Source organism: Octadecabacter sp. SW4, from assembly GCF_008065155.1.
In the GTDB taxonomy this organism is placed as follows: Bacteria; Pseudomonadota; Alphaproteobacteria; order Rhodobacterales; family Rhodobacteraceae; genus SW4.
Genome location: NZ_CP042819.1, coordinates 1,794,679 through 1,814,810 on the forward strand (window position 1 = coordinate 1,794,679; position 20,132 = coordinate 1,814,810).

The 20,132-nt window shown below is 60.1% G+C and carries 19 protein-coding genes, 2 tRNA genes and 1 pseudogene; 12 read left to right on the forward strand and 10 right to left on the reverse strand.

Going from position 1 to position 20,132, the window contains the following annotated elements; genetic code table 11:
• Positions 1-236 precede the first annotated feature (236 nt).
• From FTO60_RS08830 to FTO60_RS08850, 5 genes are all read right to left on the reverse strand, one after another.
• Positions 237-312 (reverse strand) — tRNA-Val (locus FTO60_RS08830).
• A 63-nt stretch (positions 313-375) separates the two neighbouring features.
• Positions 376-963 (reverse strand): histidine phosphatase family protein, encoded by a 588-nt coding sequence (locus FTO60_RS08835; RefSeq protein ID WP_148055614.1) that lies wholly within the window; start codon positions 961-963, stop codon positions 376-378.
• Between the two features lie 53 nt (positions 964-1,016).
• A tRNA-Val gene (locus FTO60_RS08840) sits at positions 1,017-1,091 on the reverse strand.
• 19 nt (positions 1,092-1,110) lie between these two features.
• On the reverse strand, positions 1,111-1,575 hold the full coding sequence (locus tag FTO60_RS08845; RefSeq protein ID WP_148055615.1) for an HU family DNA-binding protein: 465 nt from the start codon (positions 1,573-1,575) through the stop codon (positions 1,111-1,113).
• 412 nt (positions 1,576-1,987) lie between these two features.
• The gene (locus FTO60_RS08850; RefSeq protein ID WP_148055616.1) at positions 1,988-3,445 is read right to left on the reverse strand and encodes a pyridoxal-dependent decarboxylase; all 1,458 of its coding nucleotides are present in this window, start codon (positions 3,443-3,445) and stop codon (positions 1,988-1,990) included.
• A gap of 388 nt (positions 3,446-3,833) precedes the next feature.
• Between FTO60_RS08850 and FTO60_RS08855 the strand changes: the two genes are divergently transcribed.
• From FTO60_RS08855 to FTO60_RS08865, 4 genes are all read left to right on the forward strand, one after another.
• Positions 3,834-4,835, forward strand: a complete 1,002-nt coding sequence (locus FTO60_RS08855; protein WP_148055617.1) for a 2-hydroxyacid dehydrogenase — start codon at positions 3,834-3,836, stop codon at positions 4,833-4,835.
• 3 nt (positions 4,836-4,838) lie between these two features.
• Entirely contained in the window at positions 4,839-5,732 is an 894-nt protein-coding gene (locus FTO60_RS17820; protein ID WP_197738488.1) for an L-lactate permease, read from the forward strand.
• A gap of 11 nt (positions 5,733-5,743) precedes the next feature.
• Complete coding sequence (locus tag FTO60_RS17825) at positions 5,744-6,322, forward strand: L-lactate permease (protein WP_197738489.1); 579 nt, start codon at positions 5,744-5,746, stop codon at positions 6,320-6,322.
• 218 nt (positions 6,323-6,540) lie between these two features.
• Positions 6,541-8,598: a molybdopterin-dependent oxidoreductase gene (locus FTO60_RS08865; RefSeq protein WP_148055618.1), complete on the forward strand. Its 2,058-nt coding sequence runs from the start codon at positions 6,541-6,543 to the stop codon at positions 8,596-8,598.
• 310 nt (positions 8,599-8,908) lie between these two features.
• Here FTO60_RS08865 and lon read toward each other — a convergent pair whose 3' ends face one another.
• Both lon and FTO60_RS08875 read right to left on the reverse strand, forming a co-directional pair.
• Positions 8,909-11,320, reverse strand: a complete 2,412-nt coding sequence (gene lon, locus FTO60_RS08870; RefSeq protein ID WP_148055619.1) for an endopeptidase La — start codon at positions 11,318-11,320, stop codon at positions 8,909-8,911.
• Between the two features lie 261 nt (positions 11,321-11,581).
• The gene (locus FTO60_RS08875; RefSeq protein WP_148055620.1) at positions 11,582-11,968 is read right to left on the reverse strand and encodes a nuclear transport factor 2 family protein; all 387 of its coding nucleotides are present in this window, start codon (positions 11,966-11,968) and stop codon (positions 11,582-11,584) included.
• 141 nt (positions 11,969-12,109) lie between these two features.
• Here FTO60_RS08875 and FTO60_RS08880 point away from each other — a divergent pair, with 141 nt between their 5' ends.
• Positions 12,110-12,970: a hypothetical protein gene (locus tag FTO60_RS08880; protein ID WP_148055621.1), complete on the forward strand. Its 861-nt coding sequence runs from the start codon at positions 12,110-12,112 to the stop codon at positions 12,968-12,970.
• On the opposite strand, the pseudogene tgt reads toward FTO60_RS08880, so the two are convergent.
• Positions 12,967-14,096: pseudogene (tgt, locus tag FTO60_RS08885) on the reverse strand (tRNA guanosine(34) transglycosylase Tgt). The gene FTO60_RS08880 and the pseudogene tgt overlap by 4 nt on opposite strands.
• Positions 14,097-14,201: 105 nt before the next feature.
• On the opposite strand from tgt, the gene FTO60_RS08890 reads away from it, so the two are divergent.
• Positions 14,202-14,564: an SUF system Fe-S cluster assembly protein gene (locus tag FTO60_RS08890; protein ID WP_148055622.1), complete on the forward strand. Its 363-nt coding sequence runs from the start codon at positions 14,202-14,204 to the stop codon at positions 14,562-14,564.
• Between the two features lie 44 nt (positions 14,565-14,608).
• On the opposite strand, the gene FTO60_RS08895 is transcribed toward FTO60_RS08890, so the two are convergent.
• Positions 14,609-15,385 (reverse strand): GNAT family N-acetyltransferase, encoded by a 777-nt coding sequence (locus FTO60_RS08895; RefSeq protein ID WP_148055623.1) that lies wholly within the window; start codon positions 15,383-15,385, stop codon positions 14,609-14,611.
• Positions 15,386-15,425: 40 nt separating this feature from the next.
• Positions 15,426-15,899, reverse strand: a complete 474-nt coding sequence (locus tag FTO60_RS08900; RefSeq protein ID WP_148055624.1) for an outer membrane protein assembly factor BamE — start codon at positions 15,897-15,899, stop codon at positions 15,426-15,428.
• 82 nt (positions 15,900-15,981) lie between these two features.
• Between FTO60_RS08900 and FTO60_RS08905 the strand changes: the two genes are divergently transcribed.
• From FTO60_RS08905 to FTO60_RS08930, 6 genes are all read left to right on the forward strand, one after another.
• Positions 15,982-16,527: a DUF177 domain-containing protein gene (locus FTO60_RS08905; RefSeq protein WP_148055625.1), complete on the forward strand. Its 546-nt coding sequence runs from the start codon at positions 15,982-15,984 to the stop codon at positions 16,525-16,527.
• A gap of 173 nt (positions 16,528-16,700) precedes the next feature.
• Positions 16,701-16,907 carry a 50S ribosomal protein L32 gene (rpmF, locus tag FTO60_RS08910; protein WP_148055626.1) on the forward strand — a complete coding sequence of 69 codons (207 nt, stop codon included), beginning with the start codon at positions 16,701-16,703 and terminating at the stop codon, positions 16,905-16,907.
• A 4-nt stretch (positions 16,908-16,911) separates the two neighbouring features.
• Positions 16,912-18,054 carry a phosphate acyltransferase PlsX gene (gene plsX / locus FTO60_RS08915; RefSeq protein WP_148055627.1) on the forward strand — a complete coding sequence of 381 codons (1,143 nt, stop codon included), beginning with the start codon at positions 16,912-16,914 and terminating at the stop codon, positions 18,052-18,054.
• Positions 18,051-19,022: a beta-ketoacyl-ACP synthase III gene (locus FTO60_RS08920; protein WP_148055628.1), complete on the forward strand. Its 972-nt coding sequence runs from the start codon at positions 18,051-18,053 to the stop codon at positions 19,020-19,022. The genes plsX and FTO60_RS08920 overlap by 4 nt, the downstream gene beginning before the upstream one ends.
• 94 nt (positions 19,023-19,116) lie before the next feature.
• Complete coding sequence (gene ihfA / locus FTO60_RS08925) at positions 19,117-19,419, forward strand: integration host factor subunit alpha (protein ID WP_148055629.1); 303 nt, start codon at positions 19,117-19,119, stop codon at positions 19,417-19,419.
• An 11-nt stretch (positions 19,420-19,430) separates the two neighbouring features.
• Entirely contained in the window at positions 19,431-20,069 is a 639-nt protein-coding gene (locus FTO60_RS08930; RefSeq protein ID WP_148055630.1) for a MerR family transcriptional regulator, read from the forward strand.
• Positions 20,070-20,132 lie beyond the last annotated feature (63 nt).

Consider the following 20,132-nt stretch of genomic DNA (forward strand, 5'->3'; position numbering starts at 1 on the left):
TTGGTGGTTGGTGGGTCGTGAGAGGCTCGAACTCCCGACCTAGCGTGGCTTGCGCAGCAAACGCGCGTTCGGTCGGGCCACCCGCAGCGAGGATCATATCAACCTGAAAAGAGGTGGACAGGTGGTGGGTCGTGAGAGGCTCGAACTCCCGACCTAGCGTGGCTTGCGCAGCAAACGCGCGTTCGGTCGGGCCGCCCGCAGCGAGGATCATATCAACCTGAAAAGAGGTGGACAGGTGGTGGGTCGTGAGAGGCTCGAACTCCCGACATCTTCGGTGTAAACGAAGCGCTCTACCAACTGAGCTAACGACCCGCGCGGCATCATCTAGCTGCCCCGACGGATTGACGCAAGCCCCCTCTTGGCCGCTGATGAAATTCAATCCGTTTGCGGCGTGATTTCAGCGTGTTGACGGTTCGCGACGTGGTGGATCACACCCTGCCCGCCGGGAAGCTCCGCGACCCGATCAAGCCCCCAGCCCATCGCCAGCGTGCGCAGGAACCGCGAGGTAATTCCGTGGGTGACAATCACGCTTGGCCCTGTCAGTGCCTCGAGAAATGCGGCGCAACGATCCTGCATCACGGCAAATGGCTCTCCGCCCGGGGCGGCGGCGTAGAAGTCCAGAAAATGCGCATCGGCGTGCAAATCGGTCTGGGCGCGGATTTCGTCGCGGGTGGCACCGGTCCAACGGCCAACGGATATTTCGCGCAGGCGGGCATCCTCGATCACCACGCCCTGCCCGCCAGTCATCAACTGGGCCGTGGCGCGCGCGCGCCCCATCGGGCTGGTGTAAAACCGGTGGCTGGCGGGTGTGATCCCGAGGCGCGCAAGCTGCGCCCCCACAGCCTTGGCCTGCGCGATCCCTTGCGCGGTCAGCGGGGAATCCAGATCGCCCTGCCAGCGCCCGGCAAGGTTCCATTCGGTTTGGCCGTGACGGATCACGAATATTTCGGGGATCGGTTTCATCGGGCGGCCTTCAACGTAAAAAGGCGCACCTATGACAGTGCGCCTCTGAATTCTGGTGGGTGATAAGAGATTTGAACTCCTGACATCTTCGATGTGAACGAAGCGCTCTACCACTGAGCTAATCACCCGATGGCGGGCGTTCTAGCCTTACTCGGCAGCCTCTGCAAGGGTCTCGTTCGCTGCGGCTGTTTCGGCGTTCTGACGCACTTTGACGATCATCATCTTGCCATTGGTCAGTTGTTTTTCACGGTTCACCTTCAGCTTGCCCAGCGGGTGCGCGATCATCTCCTCGCCCTGCGACAGGCTGCGGCCAAGGACGGCCAGCATTGCCTCGACCACAGGTTTGACGTCCTTTTTCTTCATGCCCGATTCCAGAACGACACGGTCGATCAGCTCTTTCTTGCGCACGGTCGGGCCAGCCACAACCGGCGCGGCCGAAGCCACAACGGTCGGTGTGGGCGCAGGTGCGGCGGCGGGTGCCGCCTTGATCGCGGCGGCCTTGGGCTTGGCGGCGGTCGTTTTGGCCTTGGCCGTCGTGGTTTTCGCGCGGGCCGTGGTGGTTTTCGTCGCCGTCGTGCTCTTCTTGGCAGTTTTCGTGGTGCGGGTTGCCATGCTGGCCTCCAAGTGTTTCGATTATGGAAACAATAGCCTGTCACGCGGGGCTTGGATACCGTGTTCACACGTCAAATTGGCCAGTGTTGCATTTTACCTGTGATCAGCCGGCCGCTCGGCACGGGTTCCGCTGCAAGCGCCCGCGCGGCAAAGGCGGGATGTGGAACGTCGCGTCTTTCTGGCCCAAGCGGACCTTTGTCACGGTCTGCGTCCAGGTTTCCGAGGCGCCCCCCGCGATGCCCTTTCGCTTTTACATACGTCATACGGGCTTATTCTTTTTGCGCAATCCAGGTCACATAGCCACTGACAGGATCCCCAAATCATCTATTATGTGGTTCACTTCCTTCGAGGGTGCGCGGCGCGAAGCGGGCGGATGATCGCAAGGTCGTCAACGATATCTCCAATCAGGGAATCAAGCGGTTTTCTCTGACAGGATTTCATCTGCGATGCGCAGCACGTCGCTCAGGAACCCGTCAATATCCTCACGCTGGGTGCGGTGATTGTTGAAGGCACAACGAAGCCCATGCTTGCCCTGCACTGTTGTGTCAGAAGGCACCGCGAGCCCGCGCTCCTGAATCCGAAGCATGATTTCGGTGTTGAGGATTTTGGCCGCATCTTCCTCCGTTTCCATATAGCGGAAGCACACGATATTGAGGTCTACCGGAGCGATCAGTTCGAGAAGCGGATGCGCCTCAATCTGCCCAGCCATATAGCGGGCAAGGGCAATGTCCTGCGCAATAAGCCGCCCGAACTTTGCGGAACCTTGTTCCTTGAACGCCATCCATATCTTCAAAGCGCGAAAGCCCCGGCTGAGTTCCAGGCCGTAATCCGCGAGGAACTTGCCCGCAATCATCCCACGCTCCTGGAGTTGCAGATAGGCGCCGTGCATCTCGAATGTCGAAAAATGCGCCTCGGGATCCTTGATCAGAACGGCTCCCGCTTCGAAGGGTGCGTGAAGCCATTTATGTGGATCAATGGCGACAGAGCCCGCCCGCTCGATTCCGGCGACCAAATGGGCGTGATCCGGGGCAAGACGCAGGACTCCGCCGATACAGCCATCCACATGGAACCAAAGGCCTTCTCGCTCGCAGAGATCAGCAATCGCCGTCAGGTCATCTATCGCTCCGGTGTTCGTCGTCCCTGCCGTCCCGATCACGCAAGCCGGTTGCAGCCCATTGGCGCGGTCCTGCGCGATCGCGGCCCCAAGCGCATCGAGCCGCATCCGCTGACTGTCGTCACTTTGGACCTCTACCAAAGCTCTTGAGCCCAGACCCAGTGTCTCTAACGCCTTCTGGTGGCAACTGTGCACCTGATCGGAGGCATAAAAGCGCAGCGGCCTTTTCAGCGCGGCGATACCTTCCTTGCGTACGTCATACCCGGCGGCAAGGTTGCGGATCACGGTATGCGCCACAAGGTTCGCCATCGACCCGCCGCTGGTCAGGGTGCCACTTGAGGTTTTGGGAAAGCCCGCAATCTCCTTCAGCCAATCGACGACTTGCTGTTCGATCTGGGCCGCGCCCGTGTTGCCGCCTCCAAGATTGCTACCTTCCACTGCAGCAAGAAAATCGCCCAAAGCTCCGGTGAAATTGCTGGCACCCATATACCATCCCCAAAAGCGAGGATGGACATTACCCATCGGGTAAGCACCGACGGTTTCGCGATATTCATTGTAGACTTGATCCAGAGGCGCGGAGTCTTCGGGTAGGCCAGACTGGAACCTGACGCGGACCTCGTCGGGCATCGGCCGCCAAACGGGACGCTCTCGGACCTTATCCAAATGGTCCACCGCCTCGTCAACGATCTTGTGTGCGAGTGCGCGACTGGCGTCCCAATCGTCCGGATCAAGGGTTTCTTTCCTGGTGTTTCCCACAGGCTGCGTCCTTATATGAAAAAAGAAAATTTGCAGAAAAATGCATTTGGCGCAAGTGATCTACGGTCAGGACGGACATCAAGTCATGAGGGCATGCGCAGATTGAATATCCTTGGACTCCCGTCTTGCGGCGTGGCGTTTGGGGATGGATTTCGTTAGGCCCAACGGCCGCTTCGTCGCGCGCCCCGTTATTGCTGCGACCGTTTTCGCGGCGTCGCGCCCGACTGGCCCCTCATCCACGCCGCGGCCTGATCCGCAACCTCCGTTCCGGCACATAACCGACTGTTGATTCCCAAGGTGCGCAATCGGTCTTGGCTTCGGGTTTCGCCGTGTTAACGTGGTCGCCAAGAGTCACGGTGCAATTCAAAAGGTTGGGGCATGGGCGCGAATGAAAGTATCTGTTTTCAGCACGAAACCATATGACGAACGCTTTATGGCAGCGGCCAATCAAGGCCAGCACGAGCTGGTGTTCCTTGACGTCCGCCTGTCACCCAAGACCGCATCACTGGGGTGCGGCTGTGGCGCCGTCTGCGCATTCGTGAATGACGATCTTGGCGCGGACGTCATTGCAGAACTCGCGCAGTCGGGCGTTCGGTTGATCGCGCTGCGCTCGGCCGGTTTCAACCACATCGATCTTGCGGCGGCGCAGAAAGCAAACATGGCGGTGGCGCGGGTTCCTGCCTATTCGCCACACGCGGTCGCCGAGCACGCGGTCGCTCTGATCCTGACCCTGAACCGGCAACTTCATCGCGCCTATAACCGCGTGCGCGATGGTAATTTTGCACTTGATGGCCTTCTTGGGTTTGATCTTTGGGGGAAAACTGTCGGTATCATCGGCACCGGCCAGATCGGCGAAAACGTTGCGCGCATCCTGAACGGGTTTGGATGCAACTTGCTTGCCTTTGATCCCTACGAAAACCCCAACTGCACCGATCTGGGGGTTCGCTACGTTGATCTTGATGACCTCCTGCGCGCCAGCGACATCATCACGCTGCAATGCCCGCTGACGCCGCAAACGCACCACCTGATCGACGCGGATGCGATCGCAAAAATGAAGCCGGGTGTGATGCTGATCAATACCAGTCGTGGTGCGGTGGTGGATTCATCCGCCCTGATCGGCGGGCTCAAAAGCGGCGCGCTTGGCAGCGTCGGTCTTGATGTCTACGAAGAAGAGGCGGACCTGTTTTTCGAAGACCTGTCCCAGACGTTCATCCGCGATGATGTCTTCGCACGGCTTTTGACCTTTCCCAACGTCCTGATCACGGGCCATCAGGGGTTCTTTACCCGTGAAGCCCTAAAGGCGATTGCGGAAACGACGATCGCCAACATCACGGCATTCGAACGCGATGGCGTGCCGGTTCATCCGGTGCCGATGCCAGGCGACAGATAGGTGGTGGCGGCACTTCTCGCGGCGGCACCGCTTGCGGTTATTCTGGTCGGCATGGGGGTCATGCGGTGGTCCGCGATTGTCGCGGGCCTGTGTGGCCTCGTTGTTGCACTGGTGCTTGTCCTAACGGCGTTCCAGCCGCCCCCCGCGACGGGCAATGCCTTGGCCAGCCTGATGGGCGGTGTCGCCGCCGAGGCCAGCCACGCGACCTTCACGATCCTCATGATCATCCTGCCGGCTTTGGCCATCTTTGAATTTCAGAAACAGACGGGCGCGATTGCCCGTATCCGGGACGCGCTGACGTCACTGACGAGCGACCGCCGCCTTCAAGCCATTCTGATCGCCTGGTTCTTTGGTCTGTTCATGGAAGGCGCCGCCGGTTTTGGGACGCCGGTTGCCCTTGCAGCGCCTTTGCTGGTCGGACTTGGATATGCGCCGGTCAGAGCCCTGGTTCTCGCGCTTTTGGGTCATGCCGCGGGCGTGTCATTCGGCGCGGTCGGCACGCCGGCGCTGGCGCAGATCGCGATAATCGGCGGGTCCGGGACAGAGATCGCGGTCAGGACAGCCACATTGCATGCCGTTGCCGCGCCGTTCCTGTTGCTGGCGACGGTCCGGCTTGCCGCAAGCGGCCCGCTATCGCGCAAAGACGTGCTTTGGACGGCCCTCGCGGCGCTGTGCTTTCTGATCCCGTCGCTGGTCATTGCCGCCGTGGTGGGACCGGAATTGCCGACGCTTGCAGGTGCCTTGATCGGCGGAGCCGTGTTCATTGCTGTGCTGCGGCGTGGACAGGGGCCGACCGGGCTGAATTTCCGATCACTTGTGGCCGATCTGTCCCCCTACCTTTTGATTCTACTGCTTGTTCTGCTCACGCGGTTGATCCCCCCCTGCAGCAAAGCCTGAGCGGGATTACCTTGAGTTGGACACTCGGCGAAAGCTACAGCGGGTCTTACCAACCGCTTTATCATCCCGGCACGATGTTGTTTGCAGGTCTGCTGGTTGCAGCCATTGCAAAAGGTCAGGGCGCTGTGCTGCGCGGGGCCTTGATGGCCGCCCTGAACCGCCTGCTGCCCGTCGCGCTGGCCCTTTTGGTGATGCTGGCGCTGTCGCGGCTGATGGTCCATTCCGGGATGATCGCGAGCCTTGCCGCAGCCGCCGCCAGCGTCGGCCCGGCCTGGCCGATCATTGCCCCGTTCATCGGGGTCCTCGGGACCTTCATCACCGGATCAGCCACGGCCTCGAACATCCTGTTCACCGACCTACAGGTCTCGACGGCCCAAAGTCTGTCCTTGCCCGTGCCCTCGCTGATTGCGGCACAGGGCTTCGGGGCGGCAATCGGCAACATTATCGCCCCGTATAACATCATCGCGGGCAGCGCGACCGTCGGCCTGACAGGACGCGAAGGCGAGGTCCTGGAGCGTACGCTGTTGCCCTGCCTGTTATATGCAGGTGCGGGCGCGGCCGTCTCGTTTCTTGCCATCTATCTGATTTAACGGCTTCGTTGCAACATGCGCCAAGGTCCGACGAGAGGGACAAACTCGCCCTTCGTTGCGGCTGCGCCAATGTGGGCTTTCGGCGACTGCAAATCGGAATTCCCAAGCTCACCTTATGGCTTCGTCTTGTAATTTGGCGTCTGATTTTGCACCGTCTCGACGCAATTCAAGAATTTCTGGTCGGGAAGAGTCTATACGGCTTAGTCTGTTTCAAAGCTATGATCGGACGCGACATGACCAAGCGACAGAATTACAAGACCATGTGTCCGATGAATTGTCATCCGACGCTTTGCGGGATGGATGTTACGATTGAAGACGGCCAGCTTGCGTCAATAAAGGGTGATGATACGAACCCAGACAGCGAAGGGTTCTTGTGTATGCGCGGCAAAGCTGCCCACGAGATCGTATCAAACCAGCACCGGCTCCTTAAGCCCCTGACACGGACGAAGCGCGGCAGCGAAGATTGGTCCGAGACCACTTGGGACGGCGCATTGGACGTGATGGCGACCCATATGCAAGCCGTGGGCAGAGAGGCCGTCGGTTTTTGGCAGGGACACGGGAACTGGGCGAATGACTATGCCTTTGGGTTGAAGCGCGCCCAGATGGACAGATTTGCAAACCTCTATGGCTGCCAGTTCTGGAACCCGGCAATGATCTGTTGGGGATTGGGAGGGTTCGGCCTTGGCATCACAGGCGCACTTGAGACCTCGACCAAGGAAGACCTGAGTGCAAACTCGGAAATGGTCATTCTTTGGGGTGCAAATACTGTCAGTCAGGCTGCGACGCTGAAACATGTCGAGATTGCAAAACGGCGCGGCGCGCGGATCGTGGTCATTGACGTGCGCAAAACCGAAGCCTCAGCGCTGGCGGATGACGTGGTTCTTGTCAGGCCGGGCACGGATGCAGCACTTGCCTTGGCTATGATACAGGTCATCCTGGAAGACGAGTTGTGGGACAAGGCCTTTATCGAGGCTCATACCGTTGGATTCGAGGCATTGGCCCAACATATCAAACCGATGACACCGCAATGGGCCGAAAAGCAAACGGGCGTTTCCCACGAACAGATCACCGCTTTGGCCCGCACATATGCTTCGTCGCGGGCCGCCATGATTGTGATTGGCGGCTCATCTCTTCACAAAGGTAACAACACCTGGGACGCGGCGCGGGCAATCTCTTGTCTTCCTGGCTTGACCGGCAATTTCGGTCGTCCAGGAGGCGGCATCGGGCCACGCCATGGCGGGCGAAGCCACGGTGCGGGCTTTGTCGATTTGTCGGCTGCCGATAGACGCAAGCCGGGTCGCTACATCCCCAACCAAATGGAGGCTATTATTGCGGCCCTCGAAAGCGGGGACGTAAAGGTCTTCGTTTCAATCGGGTCGAACGTCCTATCTTCATTTCCGGATACGAACCGAATGCGTGCTGCTCTGGGTAAAGCTGACCTTGTTGTGGCCTATGATATATTCCCTAATCAAATGATCCGCGAGGTCGCAGACATCGTTCTGCCAGGGACAATCTGGCTGGAGGAAATCGGTGCAAAGTCCACAAACACCTATGTGCATCTCTCGGACCAAGCTCTTCCGGCACAAGGAGATGCTAGGCCCGTTTATCATCTGTATCAGGGTCTCGCGCAGAGGCTAGGTGTCGAAGATGTCTATCCGTGGGACAGCCAGGAAGATGCGATGAACGCGGCTCTGGACCACGATGCAACAGGCCACACGACCGTGGCGTCAATGCGCGCCAATGGCGGGCGTGCGGCGCTGAAGGTCTCGCCCGTCGCTCACCCGGACTTCCGCTTTACAACGCCGTCAGGCAAAATCGAGTTCTATTCGCAGCGTGCCGCCGAAATGGGGCTCTCGCCGCTTCCGACCTGCACCGAGCCAGATGGAGGACAAGGCTCGCTTCATCTGGCCCACGGTCGGACATTCGCACATTTTCATTCATTCTATGATCATGCGCGTGCGCTACCCACGCTTGCGGCGCGCGAAGACGCAGCCGACCTTTGGATATCTCTTGACGATGCAAAGGAACGTGGAATCGCAAATGCGGTTGAAATTGAAGTATCCAACGAACGAGGTGCGTTCCGCGCACGCGCAAAAGTCACTGCTCGTATTCCGACCGGGACTGTCTGGATCAGGGACGGATGGCCGGGATTGAACGCGCTTACCGATGCGTCATCGGTTTTGCCAGAGTCAGCTTTGGATACCTTTGCCTTCTCAGTAGGCCAGTCCAATTACGGAGCACATGTGATGATCTCACTCCTTCAAGAACGTGAATGAACCCATGAAACTTAACGGGCGTTCGAGCTGTGCCTCCCAAGCCGACATTGGTCTGCAGCGCAGCAACGGTCGTTTTGGTCTGATTTTATACCTTCGCCGCAACATGCGCCTAGGTCCGATTCCCGCTTGGGGTTAGTGGTGGCGTAACGCTCCAGCCATCCGGCATCCGACAAAACGGCTGCGCAACCCCACGATCATCAGTCCCGATCGGATCAGCCCGGTGGCCCGTATGCTGCGGCCTAGCTTCAGACCGAAAAAGGGCGCCCGAAACGGGCACCCTTTTCTGTTACCAAATAGGCAATGGCTCGTTTTAGTGGGTCACGGCCCCTGCCCCGTCATCCGTAGATTTCAGGGCGGCGGTCGCCGCGGCTTCGTCCTCGGCCTCCTGATCCCATTCGATCGGTTCGGGCGCACGCACCAGCGCATGTTCCAGCACCTCGGAGACGTGGTTGACCGGAATGATCGTCATGCCGTCCTTCACGTTGTCGGGGATATCCACCAGGTCCTTTTCGTTTTCCTGCGGGATCAGCACTGTCTTAATGCCACCGCGCAGCGCTGCGAGAAGTTTTTCCTTCAACCCACCGATGGGCATGGCGTTGCCGCGCAAGCTGACTTCGCCGGTCATGGCGATGTCCTTGCGCACGGGGATCTGTGTCAGCACCGACACAATCGAGGTCACCATCGCCAGACCCGCGCTTGGCCCATCCTTGGGGGTGGCGCCATCGGGCACGTGCACGTGAATGTCGATCTTGTCGAATTTGGGCGGCTTCACCCCGATCTTCGGACTGATGGAGCGCACATAGCTGCTGGCCGCATCGATCGATTCCTTCATCACATCGCCCAGCTTGCCGGTGGTCTTCATCCGGCCCTTGCCTGGCAGACGCAGCGCTTCGATATTGAGCAATTCGCCCCCGACCGAGGTATAGGCCAGCCCCGTCACGACACCGATCTGGTCGGTTTCCTCGGCCAGACCAAAGCGGAATTTCTTGACGCCCAGGAAATCGTCCAGATTGTCGGCCGTGACGACCACCTTTTCAGCCTCTTTCTTGACCAGCTTGGTGACGGCCTTACGCACAACCTTGGCGATTTCGCGCTCAAGGTTACGCACCCCCGCCTCGCGGGTATAGGTGCGCACCATTTCGCGCAGCGCCTCGTCCGAGAGTTCGAACTCGCGGGGTTTCAGCCCGTGGTTCTTCATCTGCTTGGACAACAGGTGCTGCTTGGCGATCTCGACCTTTTCGTCTTCGGTGTAGCCAGCCAGCGGAATGATCTCCATCCGGTCCAGCAATGGCCCGGGCATGTTATAAGAGTTCGCGGTGGTCAGGAACATCACGTTGGACAGGTCATATTCGACCTCGAGGTAGTGATCGGCAAAGGTGCCGTTCTGTTCCGGGTCCAGCACTTCCAGCATGGCCGAGGCGGGATCGCCACGGAAATCCTGCCCCATCTTGTCGATTTCATCAAGCAAGATCAGCGGGTTGGTGGTTTTCGCCTTTTTCAACGCCTGAATGATCTTCCCGGGCATGGACCCGATATAGGTGCGACGGTGGCCGCGAATTTCGCTTTCATCGCGCACGCCTCCAAGCGAGATGCGAATAAACTCGCGCCCCGTGGCCTTGGCGACCGATTTGCCAAGGCTGGTCTTGCCCACGCCGGGAGGGCCGACAAGGCACATGATCGGGCCTTTCAGCTTTTTCGAGCGTTGCTGCACGGCCAGATATTCGACGATGCGTTCCTTGACCTTTTCCAACCCGTAGTGGTCGGCGTCCAGGATCGCCTCGGCGCGGCCCAAATCCTTTTTGGTGCGCGATTTCACGCCCCAGGGGATCGACAGCATCCAGTCAAGATAATTGCGCACCACAGTTGCCTCGGCGGACATCGGCGACATGTTTTTCAGCTTCTTCAGCTCGGCCTCGGCCTTGTCGCGGGCCTCTTTGGAAAACTTGGTCGCGGCGATCTTGTTCTCAAGCTCGGCAATCTCGCCCTCGCCCTCCTCGCCGTCACCCAGCTCCTTCTGGATCGCCTTCATCTGTTCGTTCAGATAGTATTCGCGCTGGGTGCGCTCCATCTGCGATTTGACGCGGGTCTTGATCTTTTTCTCGACCTGCAGGACCGACATTTCGCCCTGCATCAGGCCAAATACCTTTTCCAGACGATCAGATACCGACAGGGTTTCCAGCAAATCCTGCTTTTGACCGACTTCGATACCCAGATGCCCCGCGACCAGATCGGCCAGCTTGGCAGGTTCGCTGGCTTCGCCGACGGCGGCAAGGGCCTCTTCGGGGATGTTCTTTTTGACCTTGGAATAACGCTCGAATTCATTGGCGACGGACCGCACGAGGGCCGATGTGACCTCTTCGTCACCGGGCATTTCGGTCAGATATTCCGCGCTCGCCTCAAAGAAATTCGGATTGTCGATATATTGCGTGATGCGCACACGGCTGATGCCTTCGACCAGCACCTTGACGGTGCCATCGGGCAGTTTCAGCAGCTGCAGCACATTGGCCAGAACGCCGGCCTTGTAAATGCCATCACTGGCGGGATCATCGACGCTGGGGTCGATCTGGCTGGACAGCAGGATTTGCTTGTCGTCCTGCATCACTTCTTCCAAAGCGCGGACAGATTTTTCCCGGCCCACAAACAGCGGGACGATCATGTGCGGAAACACCACGATATCGCGCAACGGCAATACGGGGTAGGACGCGCTGAGTGGCTCTTGCATGCTCTTTCCTTTTCTTGGCAAGACGTGCTGCCCCGCCTGGCGGCAACATCACGTCTCCTCTCTGGTCACTAAATGTGGGGGTATGTCCCAGCGTTTCAACCATCAAGGCGCTTTTTATGCTTTCACGCAGAGTGCCGATTGCCTGCGGCCTGCGCAAGGCGCGATCACGGCATTCGTGCGAATAATTGCATCAATTTGGCGCATAGGACGGCGATTGCACAGCCGCGCCGCTGGATCAGGCCGCTGTTGCGCCGGTAATGATCAGAATAATCCGTTATCGTTTGCAGATTTATCGCTGATCACCTGCAGCACGTCCCAGTGTTCAACGATCTTGCCCTGCGCATCAAACCGAAAGATATCCATGCCCGCGTAGTCTTCACCGCCGGGCCAGATCTGATGGCAATGCAGCACCACAAGATCACCCTCGGCTATCGCGCGTTTGAACTGGGTGATCTTGCCGGGATATTCTGCGGCCATGCGTTCAAAATAGGTGATAAACGCCTCTTTTCCATCGGCCACATGCGGGTTGTGCTGGATGTAGTCGTCACCCACGTAGCGGGCAATGGCCTCGCGCGGCTGGCACTGGTTGAACATCAAATCGTAAAACGCCATCGCGTTGGCCTTGTTTGCGGCCGGATCCTGGGTCATGTCGCCCTCCGTGACTATGGTGTGGTGATCATAAGGCAGCGCGCGCGGCGTGGCAAAAACCCCCGATCTGCCATATTTCCATCACCCTGCCGCCACAGGGTTCTGGGATATCTGGCCAACCGCAACGTCAGGACGCCCGCCATGTTTCGCCGCCTTGCCCGCCGTCTTTATCGTGATCGCCGCCGCTATGCGGTGATGGTCGTCTTCTTGTTCCTCGCGGGGGCCACGACCTTCTGGGGGGTGCGCACCAGCCTGTTCAGCGTGCCAATGCCGCTGGTTGCCGGTCTGGCCTTTGTGGTGGGGATCGGTATCTTTGCGCCCCTGCTGTCGCTGCTGATCCCGCCGTGGCGCTTTACCATCGAAATCGTATCCGGGGGGCTGTTCGCACTTGCGCTGATCGGTGAGTTCATCCCCAGCTTGTCACTGCACGAGATCACGACCCGCATCGCGATCTGGGCCTTTGTCGCGATGAACCTGCTGTCCCTGCTTTACACGACTCAATTTCTGGATCGCTGGTTTATGCGCAAAGACCGCACACTCACCGCGCGCGCCACAACACGGCTGCCACAAAGCCGTGTCTGGGATGGGGTGATCGGCACGCCGCCCTACATTGACCGGCTTGCGAAAAACGACCTTGTGACCTTTGAAAATGTCGATGGCAACCCGATGCGGCGCCGCCTTGTGCAGCGGATCAATGGCACATCACTTCTTGAAGAAATTCAAACACTTGATGTGCTGGAGGTGCCGCATCGGATTGGGTTCCATTGGATCGTTCCCCAAGCTGATGACCCGTCGCAACACGCAGGTTACGCGCATACAGAAATTACCGAGACGGGCAAGAAACGGGTGATCACCCGCACGTTCCGCCCCGCGCACTATCCCACCCGCGCGGCCCTGATGAACTGGATCGACGATACCTACGGACGGATGCTGGACGACGATCTCAACGATCTTGAACGGCCCAAAGCCACGGCGCAAACGCCACCGCCCCTGCCTGCCTAAAGCGGATCAATATCGCCCTGCGCGCGGCCCGCGTGAAAATCAGCCTCCCACGCCGCAAAGCTGGCGGTGGCAATCGCATCGCGCATCCCCTGCATGATATCCTGAAAATAGCGCAGGTTGTGCCATGTCAGCAGCATGCCCGAAATCATCTCCTGGCTACGGAACACATGATGCAGATAGGCGCGGCTGTAGTTGGAACAGGCCGGACAGGCGCAGTTTTCGTCCAGGGGCGGGGATCATCAGCGTGGCGCGCGTTCTTGATATTAAGCACCCCGCGCCGCGTAAACGCCTGCCCCGTGCGCCCGGATCGGGACGGCAGGACGCAATCCATCATGTCGATCCCGCGTTTCACCGCGCCGACAATATCATCGGGCTTGCCCACGCCCATCAGATAGCGCGGCTTGTCCACGGGCAGTTGATCAGGCGCGTATTCAAGGCAGGCAAACATCGCTTCCTGCCCCTCGCCCACAGCCAGACCACCCACGGCATAGCCATCAAAGCCGATGCCCGTCAGCGCGGCGGCACTCTCAGCGCGCAGGTCCTGTTCCAGCCCACCCTGCTGAATACCAAACAGCGCATGGCCCGGCCGATCGCCAAAGGCATCGCGCGACCGCTGCGCCCACCGCATCGAAAGCGCCATGCTTTGGGCGATGCGCGCACGATCTGCTGGCAACGCCGGACATTCGTCAAAACACATCACGATATCAGACCCAAGCAGGCGCTGGATTTCCATGCTGCGCTCGGGCGTCAATTCGTGACGCGACCCATCAATATGGCTGCGAAACGTCACGCCTTTTTCGGTCAGCTTGCGCAATTCAGCCAATGACATCACCTGAAAGCCGCCCGAATCCGTCAGGATCGGCTTGTCCCAATTCATGAACCTGTGCAGCCCGCCAAGGCGCGCAATCCGTTCCGCCGTAGGGCGCAGCATCAGATGATAGGTATTGCCCAGCAGGATATCGGCACCTGTCGCGGCCACGCTTTCGGGCATCATCGCCTTGACGGTCGCGGCAGTACCAACGGGCATGAAAGCCGGCGTGCGGATATCGCCGCGCGGCGTGGAAATCACACCCGTGCGGGCCTTGCCATCAGTGGCGTGCAGGGAAAATGCGAAAGGTTTTGTCATGACCTCCTCTTGGCGCACCGGAGCGGATTTGCCAAGGGCGGCACTGGCCCTTTACGTGCCCTGCCCTAAACCCTATATGAACACTCAGGATTACAAGAGGCCCAGATGACCGACCTAGACCCACAAATCGAAGGCACGCCGCTGATCGCGCCCTCGACCACCGACCACCCGCTTTACGAAGATATCGTGGCGGCCTGTCGATCTGTCTATGACCCTGAAATTCCTGTGAATATCTACGACCTTGGGCTGATCTACACGATCGACATCAATGACGCCTCCGAAGTGAACATCACCATGACGTTGACCGCGCCCGGATGCCCCGTGGCCGGTGAAATGCCCGGATGGGTCGCCGATGCTGTCGAACCGCTGCCCGGTGTGAAACAAGTTGAGGTGGCGATGACTTTTGAACCCCAGTGGGGCATGGAAATGATGAGCGACGAAGCCCGCCTCGAACTGGGCTTCATGTAATCGGCGCAACACCGCAAGTGTGATTGAACGCGCCGGTGGGGCGTTCACTCAGCCAAAGCACGCAAGGCGGCGGCGCGCGCGGGCGGCACGGCGTCAATTTCCAGCCCCGTAAACACATGCATCGTGTTCATCGCGGGATCTATCACCGCATGGTCACTGACCCAGCCCCCCATCGCCAGATAGCTGCGCAGCAGCGATGGCATGGCGCGCAGTGCGGCCAATCGATCGCTGACCGGCCCGCAGGTACTAAAATCCACAAACGCGGGCGCTTTGACGCCCGGTCGCCAAATGGCGGGGGCCAGGTGCCGGTCGCGCAACAGTGCAAAACCGGCGCGCGCCGGGGCCGGATCGTTACCGGCAAAGGATGAACAGCCAAACAGCAGCTTGGCGCCGCGTTCATCGACTATGCGCCCCAAAGCACCCCAGGCCACGCGCAGGACATCACTGTCATTGGCCTTGGGCGAAATACAAAATCGCCCGACTTCTATCATCGGTGCGCCAAACGCAGTTAACATTGATAAATCATAGAATTGCGCGGCGTAGCTCGTGTGAATTTCTGTGCCGTTTGCCAGGGGCAGTATGCGAAAGCAACAGGCCAGCGCGCCGCTGTCGCGATCCGCGATCATCACATGCTGGCAGGCCGCATCAAAACTGTCACTTTCAACCCCCGCGCCTGCCTCCCTTGCCCCACCGCGCGCCACAAAGCAGCGATAACGCAGCGCCTGAGTGGCACGCAGATCAGCCGGGCTTTGGGCCAAGCGCGCGACATAGCGCCCCTTTTGCAAGAGGGCGCCAGGCAAATCCTGTTTCAGGGTTTCCATATCAACAGCCTAGGCGGTGCCGCCCAGGGCGCAAAGCGTCTTAACCGTCGCCAAGGAAGGTGCCCGCATCAAAGCGCCCGATATCGCCCAGCAGCTGACGGATAAAGGTGGTGTCGCGCACGTTATCCTGGGTCACGCGGCGCGACAGGGCCACGACCTGTCCGTCTTCCAGCCCGTAACGTTCGATGTTTTCTACAACACCTGCACTGTCAAAAGTGATTGCCACGACTTCGCGCTCGATTTCAGCCGGTGCCATATAGGCAAACTGACGCCAGCGGCTTTGGACATAGTAAAAACCGCCGTCATTCAACACGCCGCCCGCCGTCGGCGCGCCAATCAGTTCGGCGACCGTGTCGCGGGTATCGACACCAATCAGCACTTCGGCCAACTGGGCGTCATCGGGGGCAAACCCGTGATTGCGGAACTGCGCTGTGCAGCCGACAACCGTGACCAATGCAAGAACGGCAGTGCCGCGCAGAATGCCTCGTCGCAGCTTTGCGCCTGTGATGCTCATGTGTGACCCCTTGCCTTGGCATGTGATGCCTTTTATCCGACTTACATCATGTCACGTCCCTTGTTCAAGAATGGATGCGCTTATGTCTGACCAGACGCCATCACAAATCCGCCTGTCGGACCTGCCCAACCGGCGCGAGACCCGCATTTTGCTGGAACCCGACGCGACCGCGCGCGAAAAACTGGCCGCCGAACTGGGGATCACTGCCATTCGCAAGCTGCGCTTTGCCGGCACCCTGTCGCCGGTCGGGCGGCGCGACTGGCATTTGCAGGCCGACCTGGGCGCGACTGTGGTGCAGCCCTGTGTTGTCACGCTTGATCCGGTGACGACCCGCATCGACGAAACGATCACGCGATCCTACGTCGCCGAACTGGACCAGATCGACGCCGCCGAGATCGAAATGCCCGAGGATGACACCACCGAACAGGCCCCCGATATCCTTGATCTGGCCGCGGTGATGACAGAAAGCCTTGCGCTTGCGCTGCCCGCCTATCCACGCATCCAAGGGGCAAGCGTCGAAAACGCCAATTTTACCGAACCGGGCAAAGCGGCGATGACGGACGAAGACACGCGCCCCTTTGCGGGCCTTGCCGACCTGCGCAATGCCCTGAAAAACAAGGGCGAATAACGCGCTTTCGGGGGCCTGGCAAAAATGGTTGCGCTTGCGCGGAATCGCTCTATGTTCGCGCCCTCTTTCATATGGTGACTTGATAGGCATGCCCAGATGCCCTAAGACGCCGGAATGTTGCGCCACGCGCGCGAAAACACGGGCCATGCGCCCCCGAAATCAAAGGTTGTGACATGGCTGTCCAGCAGAACAAAGTATCCAAGTCGCGCCGCAACAACCGTCGCGCACATGACTCGCTCGTGGCTGCAAACCCGAACGAATGCTCAAGCTGCGGCGAACTGAAGCGCCCGCACCATGTTTGCCCCTCATGCGGCAACTATGACGACCGTGAAGTCGTGGCGATGACCACCGAGGTCGATCTCGACGACGACGCGGCCTAGCCCCATGTCCCCTGCCCGGACGACGGACACTGATCCGCGCGCGGCCCGGAACGGGGACCACGGCACGCCTGTTATTCTAAGTATTGACGCCATGGGCGGCGACAAAGGGCCTGCAACCGTTGTTGCGGGCCTTGCGCGTTTTCTGGCGGAAACCCCCGACGCGCGCGCGATCTTGCACGGGCCGAAATCCGATCTGGACGCCTTGATCGCCAAGAAACGGATTGCCGATCGCGTCACCGTGCAGGACGCGCCCGACGTGGTCGCGATGTCGGACAAGCCCAGCCATGTGATGCGCCACGGCAAGCAGACCTCGATGTGGTCTGCCATCGACGCGGTGCGCAACGGCGACGCTGCCGTCTGTGTCAGCTGCGGCAATACCGGCGCGCTGATGGCGGTGTCGATGCTGCGCCTGCGCAAGGCCGATGGCGTCAACCGCCCGGCGATTGCCTGCTACTGGCCCTCGCGCAATCCGTCCGGGTTCAACATCATGCTGGACGCCGGTGCGGATATTCGCGCCGACCAGGATGATTTGCTGACCTATGCCCTGATGGGTGCCTCTTATGCGCGCAACGGGTTGGGAATCGCCCGCCCCCGTATCGGTCTGCTCAATGTGGGCGTCGAGGAACACAAAGGCCGCGCCGAACTGAAAGTGGCACACGACCTGATCGCGACGGCCGCGCCACGCGGCGACTTCGAATATGTGGGATTCGTCGAAGGCGGCGATCTGCCCTCGACTCGCGTCGATGTGGTCGTCACAGACGGGTTTACCGGCAATGTGGCGCTGAAAACCGGAGAAGGCACCGCGAATCTGATCTCGGACCTGCTCAAGGAAGCCTTCAGAAAAACCCCCCTGTCGCGCATCGCGGCCCTGTTGGCGATGACCTCGCTGGGGCGGCTGCGCAAACGGATCGACCCGCGCGGCGTGAATGGCGGCGTGTTTCTGGGGCTGAACGGCACGGTGATCAAAAGCCACGGATCAGCCGATGCGACGGGTGTCGCCGCTGCCCTGTCGCTTGCCTATCAACTGGGGCGCTCGGGCTTTTCAGAGCGTCTGGCCGCACGGGTTGCATCGGCTGCCTCACTTGCCCAAGATACCCCCCAAGAGGAGGCGGCGCCCATAGCCGCCAAAGGCAAGGGCACTAAATGACATTGCGCGCCGTGGTCAAAGGCGTGGGGCATTACCTCCCCGCGCGGGTCGTCGAAAACGCCGAGTTCGAGGCGACCCTGGACACATCAGATGAATGGATCAAGGCCCGCTCGGGGATCGAGCGCCGCCATTTCGCCGCCGAGGGCGAGACCACATCAGATCTGGCGACCCACGCCGCCAAAGCCGCCCTGGCTGACGCCGGATTGGCGGGCCATGATATCGACGCGATCATTCTGGCGACCTCGACCGCTGACAGCACATTTCCGTCGGCTGCGACGATGGTGCAGGCAAATATCGGCAACGAAACCGGCTATGCCTTTGATGTGCAAGCGGTTTGTGCTGGTTTCGTTTATGCGCTCACCAATGCGAACGCGCTGATCGTATCAGGTCAGGCCAAGCGCGTGCTGGTGATCGGCGCGGAAACCTTCAGCCGGATCATGGATTGGACCGACCGCTCCACCTGCGTCTTGTTCGGTGATGGCGCGGGCGCGGTGGTTCTGCAAGCCGCACAAGGCAAAGGCGATGCAAGCGATCGCGGCATCCTCGCGACCGACCTCAATTCCGACGGGCGGTATCGCGACCTGCTCTATGTGGACGGTGGTGTGGCCACGCAAAACACCGGCGTGCTGCGCATGCAGGGCAAGGAAGTGTTCCGCCACGCCGTTGAAAAGCTGGCCCAAACCGCCCATACGGCCCTTGATAAGGTCGGTCTTGGCGCGGACGATGTGGATTGGGTCGTGCCGCATCAGGCCAATATCCGCATCATCCAATCGACCGCGAAAAAGCTGGGCGTGGGCATGGACCGGGTTGTCGTCACGGTGCAGGACCACGGCAATACATCCGCCGCGTCCATCCCGCTGGCCCTGTCGGTGGGCGTGGCCAATGGCCAGATCAAGCGCGGCGATCTGATCGTGACCGAAGCCATCGGCGGCGGCCTTGCCTGGGGCGCGGTGGTGCTGCGCTGGTAGCGATAACCGGCCTGTTAATTGCGCAGTGCAAGCCCTTGATATTGACTCTGAAAATGCAACCTGCCTAATGTTCCCGCAATAAAGGGGGACAAACATGGCCGATAAGACACTCACACGCATGGATCTGGCCGAAGCCGTCCATACAGAAGTCGGGCTTTCACGCAACGACAGCGCCGATCTGGTTGAAAGCGTGCTCACGCATATCTCGGATGCGCTTGTGCGCGGTGAAACCGTCAAAATATCGTCCTTCGGGACATTTTCCGTGCGCGCCAAGGCGGCCCGCGTTGGCCGTAATCCAAAGACCGGCGAGGAGGTTCCGATCCATCCCCGCCGCGTGCTGACATTCCGCCCATCCCACCTGATGAAAGACCGCGTCGCCGCCGGCAACAAAGGTTAGGGGGCGCGCGCGTGGCCAAATCCCGCGGAGCATTTCGCACCATCAGCGAAGTCGCCGACTGGCTTGACACGCCCGCCCATGTGTTGCGGTTCTGGGAAAGCAAGTTCAGCCAGATCAAGCCGGTGAAACGTGCCGGCGGGCGGCGGTATTACCGCCCCGAGGATATGGCGCTTCTGGGTGGGATCAAAACCCTCCTGCACGATGAAGGCATGACCATCAAGGGCGTGCAGAAAATGCTGCGCGAACAAGGGGGCAAACATGTGGCGACCCTTGGCAAGACACCCGGCGCTGCGGTTGATATCACCCCGGACGATCCTGTCGCGGCCCCGGTCGTTGAACCACCCGCGCCCCTGGCCAAAGCGGTGGAAAAATCACCGACACCCGCGCTAGACGCAGCCAACGCCGACCCCGACGACAATGTTGTGCCAATGGCGATGCCCGAACCGGCGCCCGGCCCCACACTGTCGGTCAACCTTGCCGCCGCGCCAGCCCCGTCGCCCGACCCCGGCGATGACGACAGCGATTTGCCCGCGCGGATGCAGCCGCTGTTGCAGCGCGCCAACCGCGACACCCTGCACCGCCGGGCCGCAGAGATCGCACCGCTTGTGGCCCGTCTCGAGGCGCTGCGCGAGCGCATGATGCGGCCCTGATCCGCGCCCCGTGCTCCGCCCAAAAGAAATCGCGATTCCGGCTTGCCCGTGGGCCAAAATCCA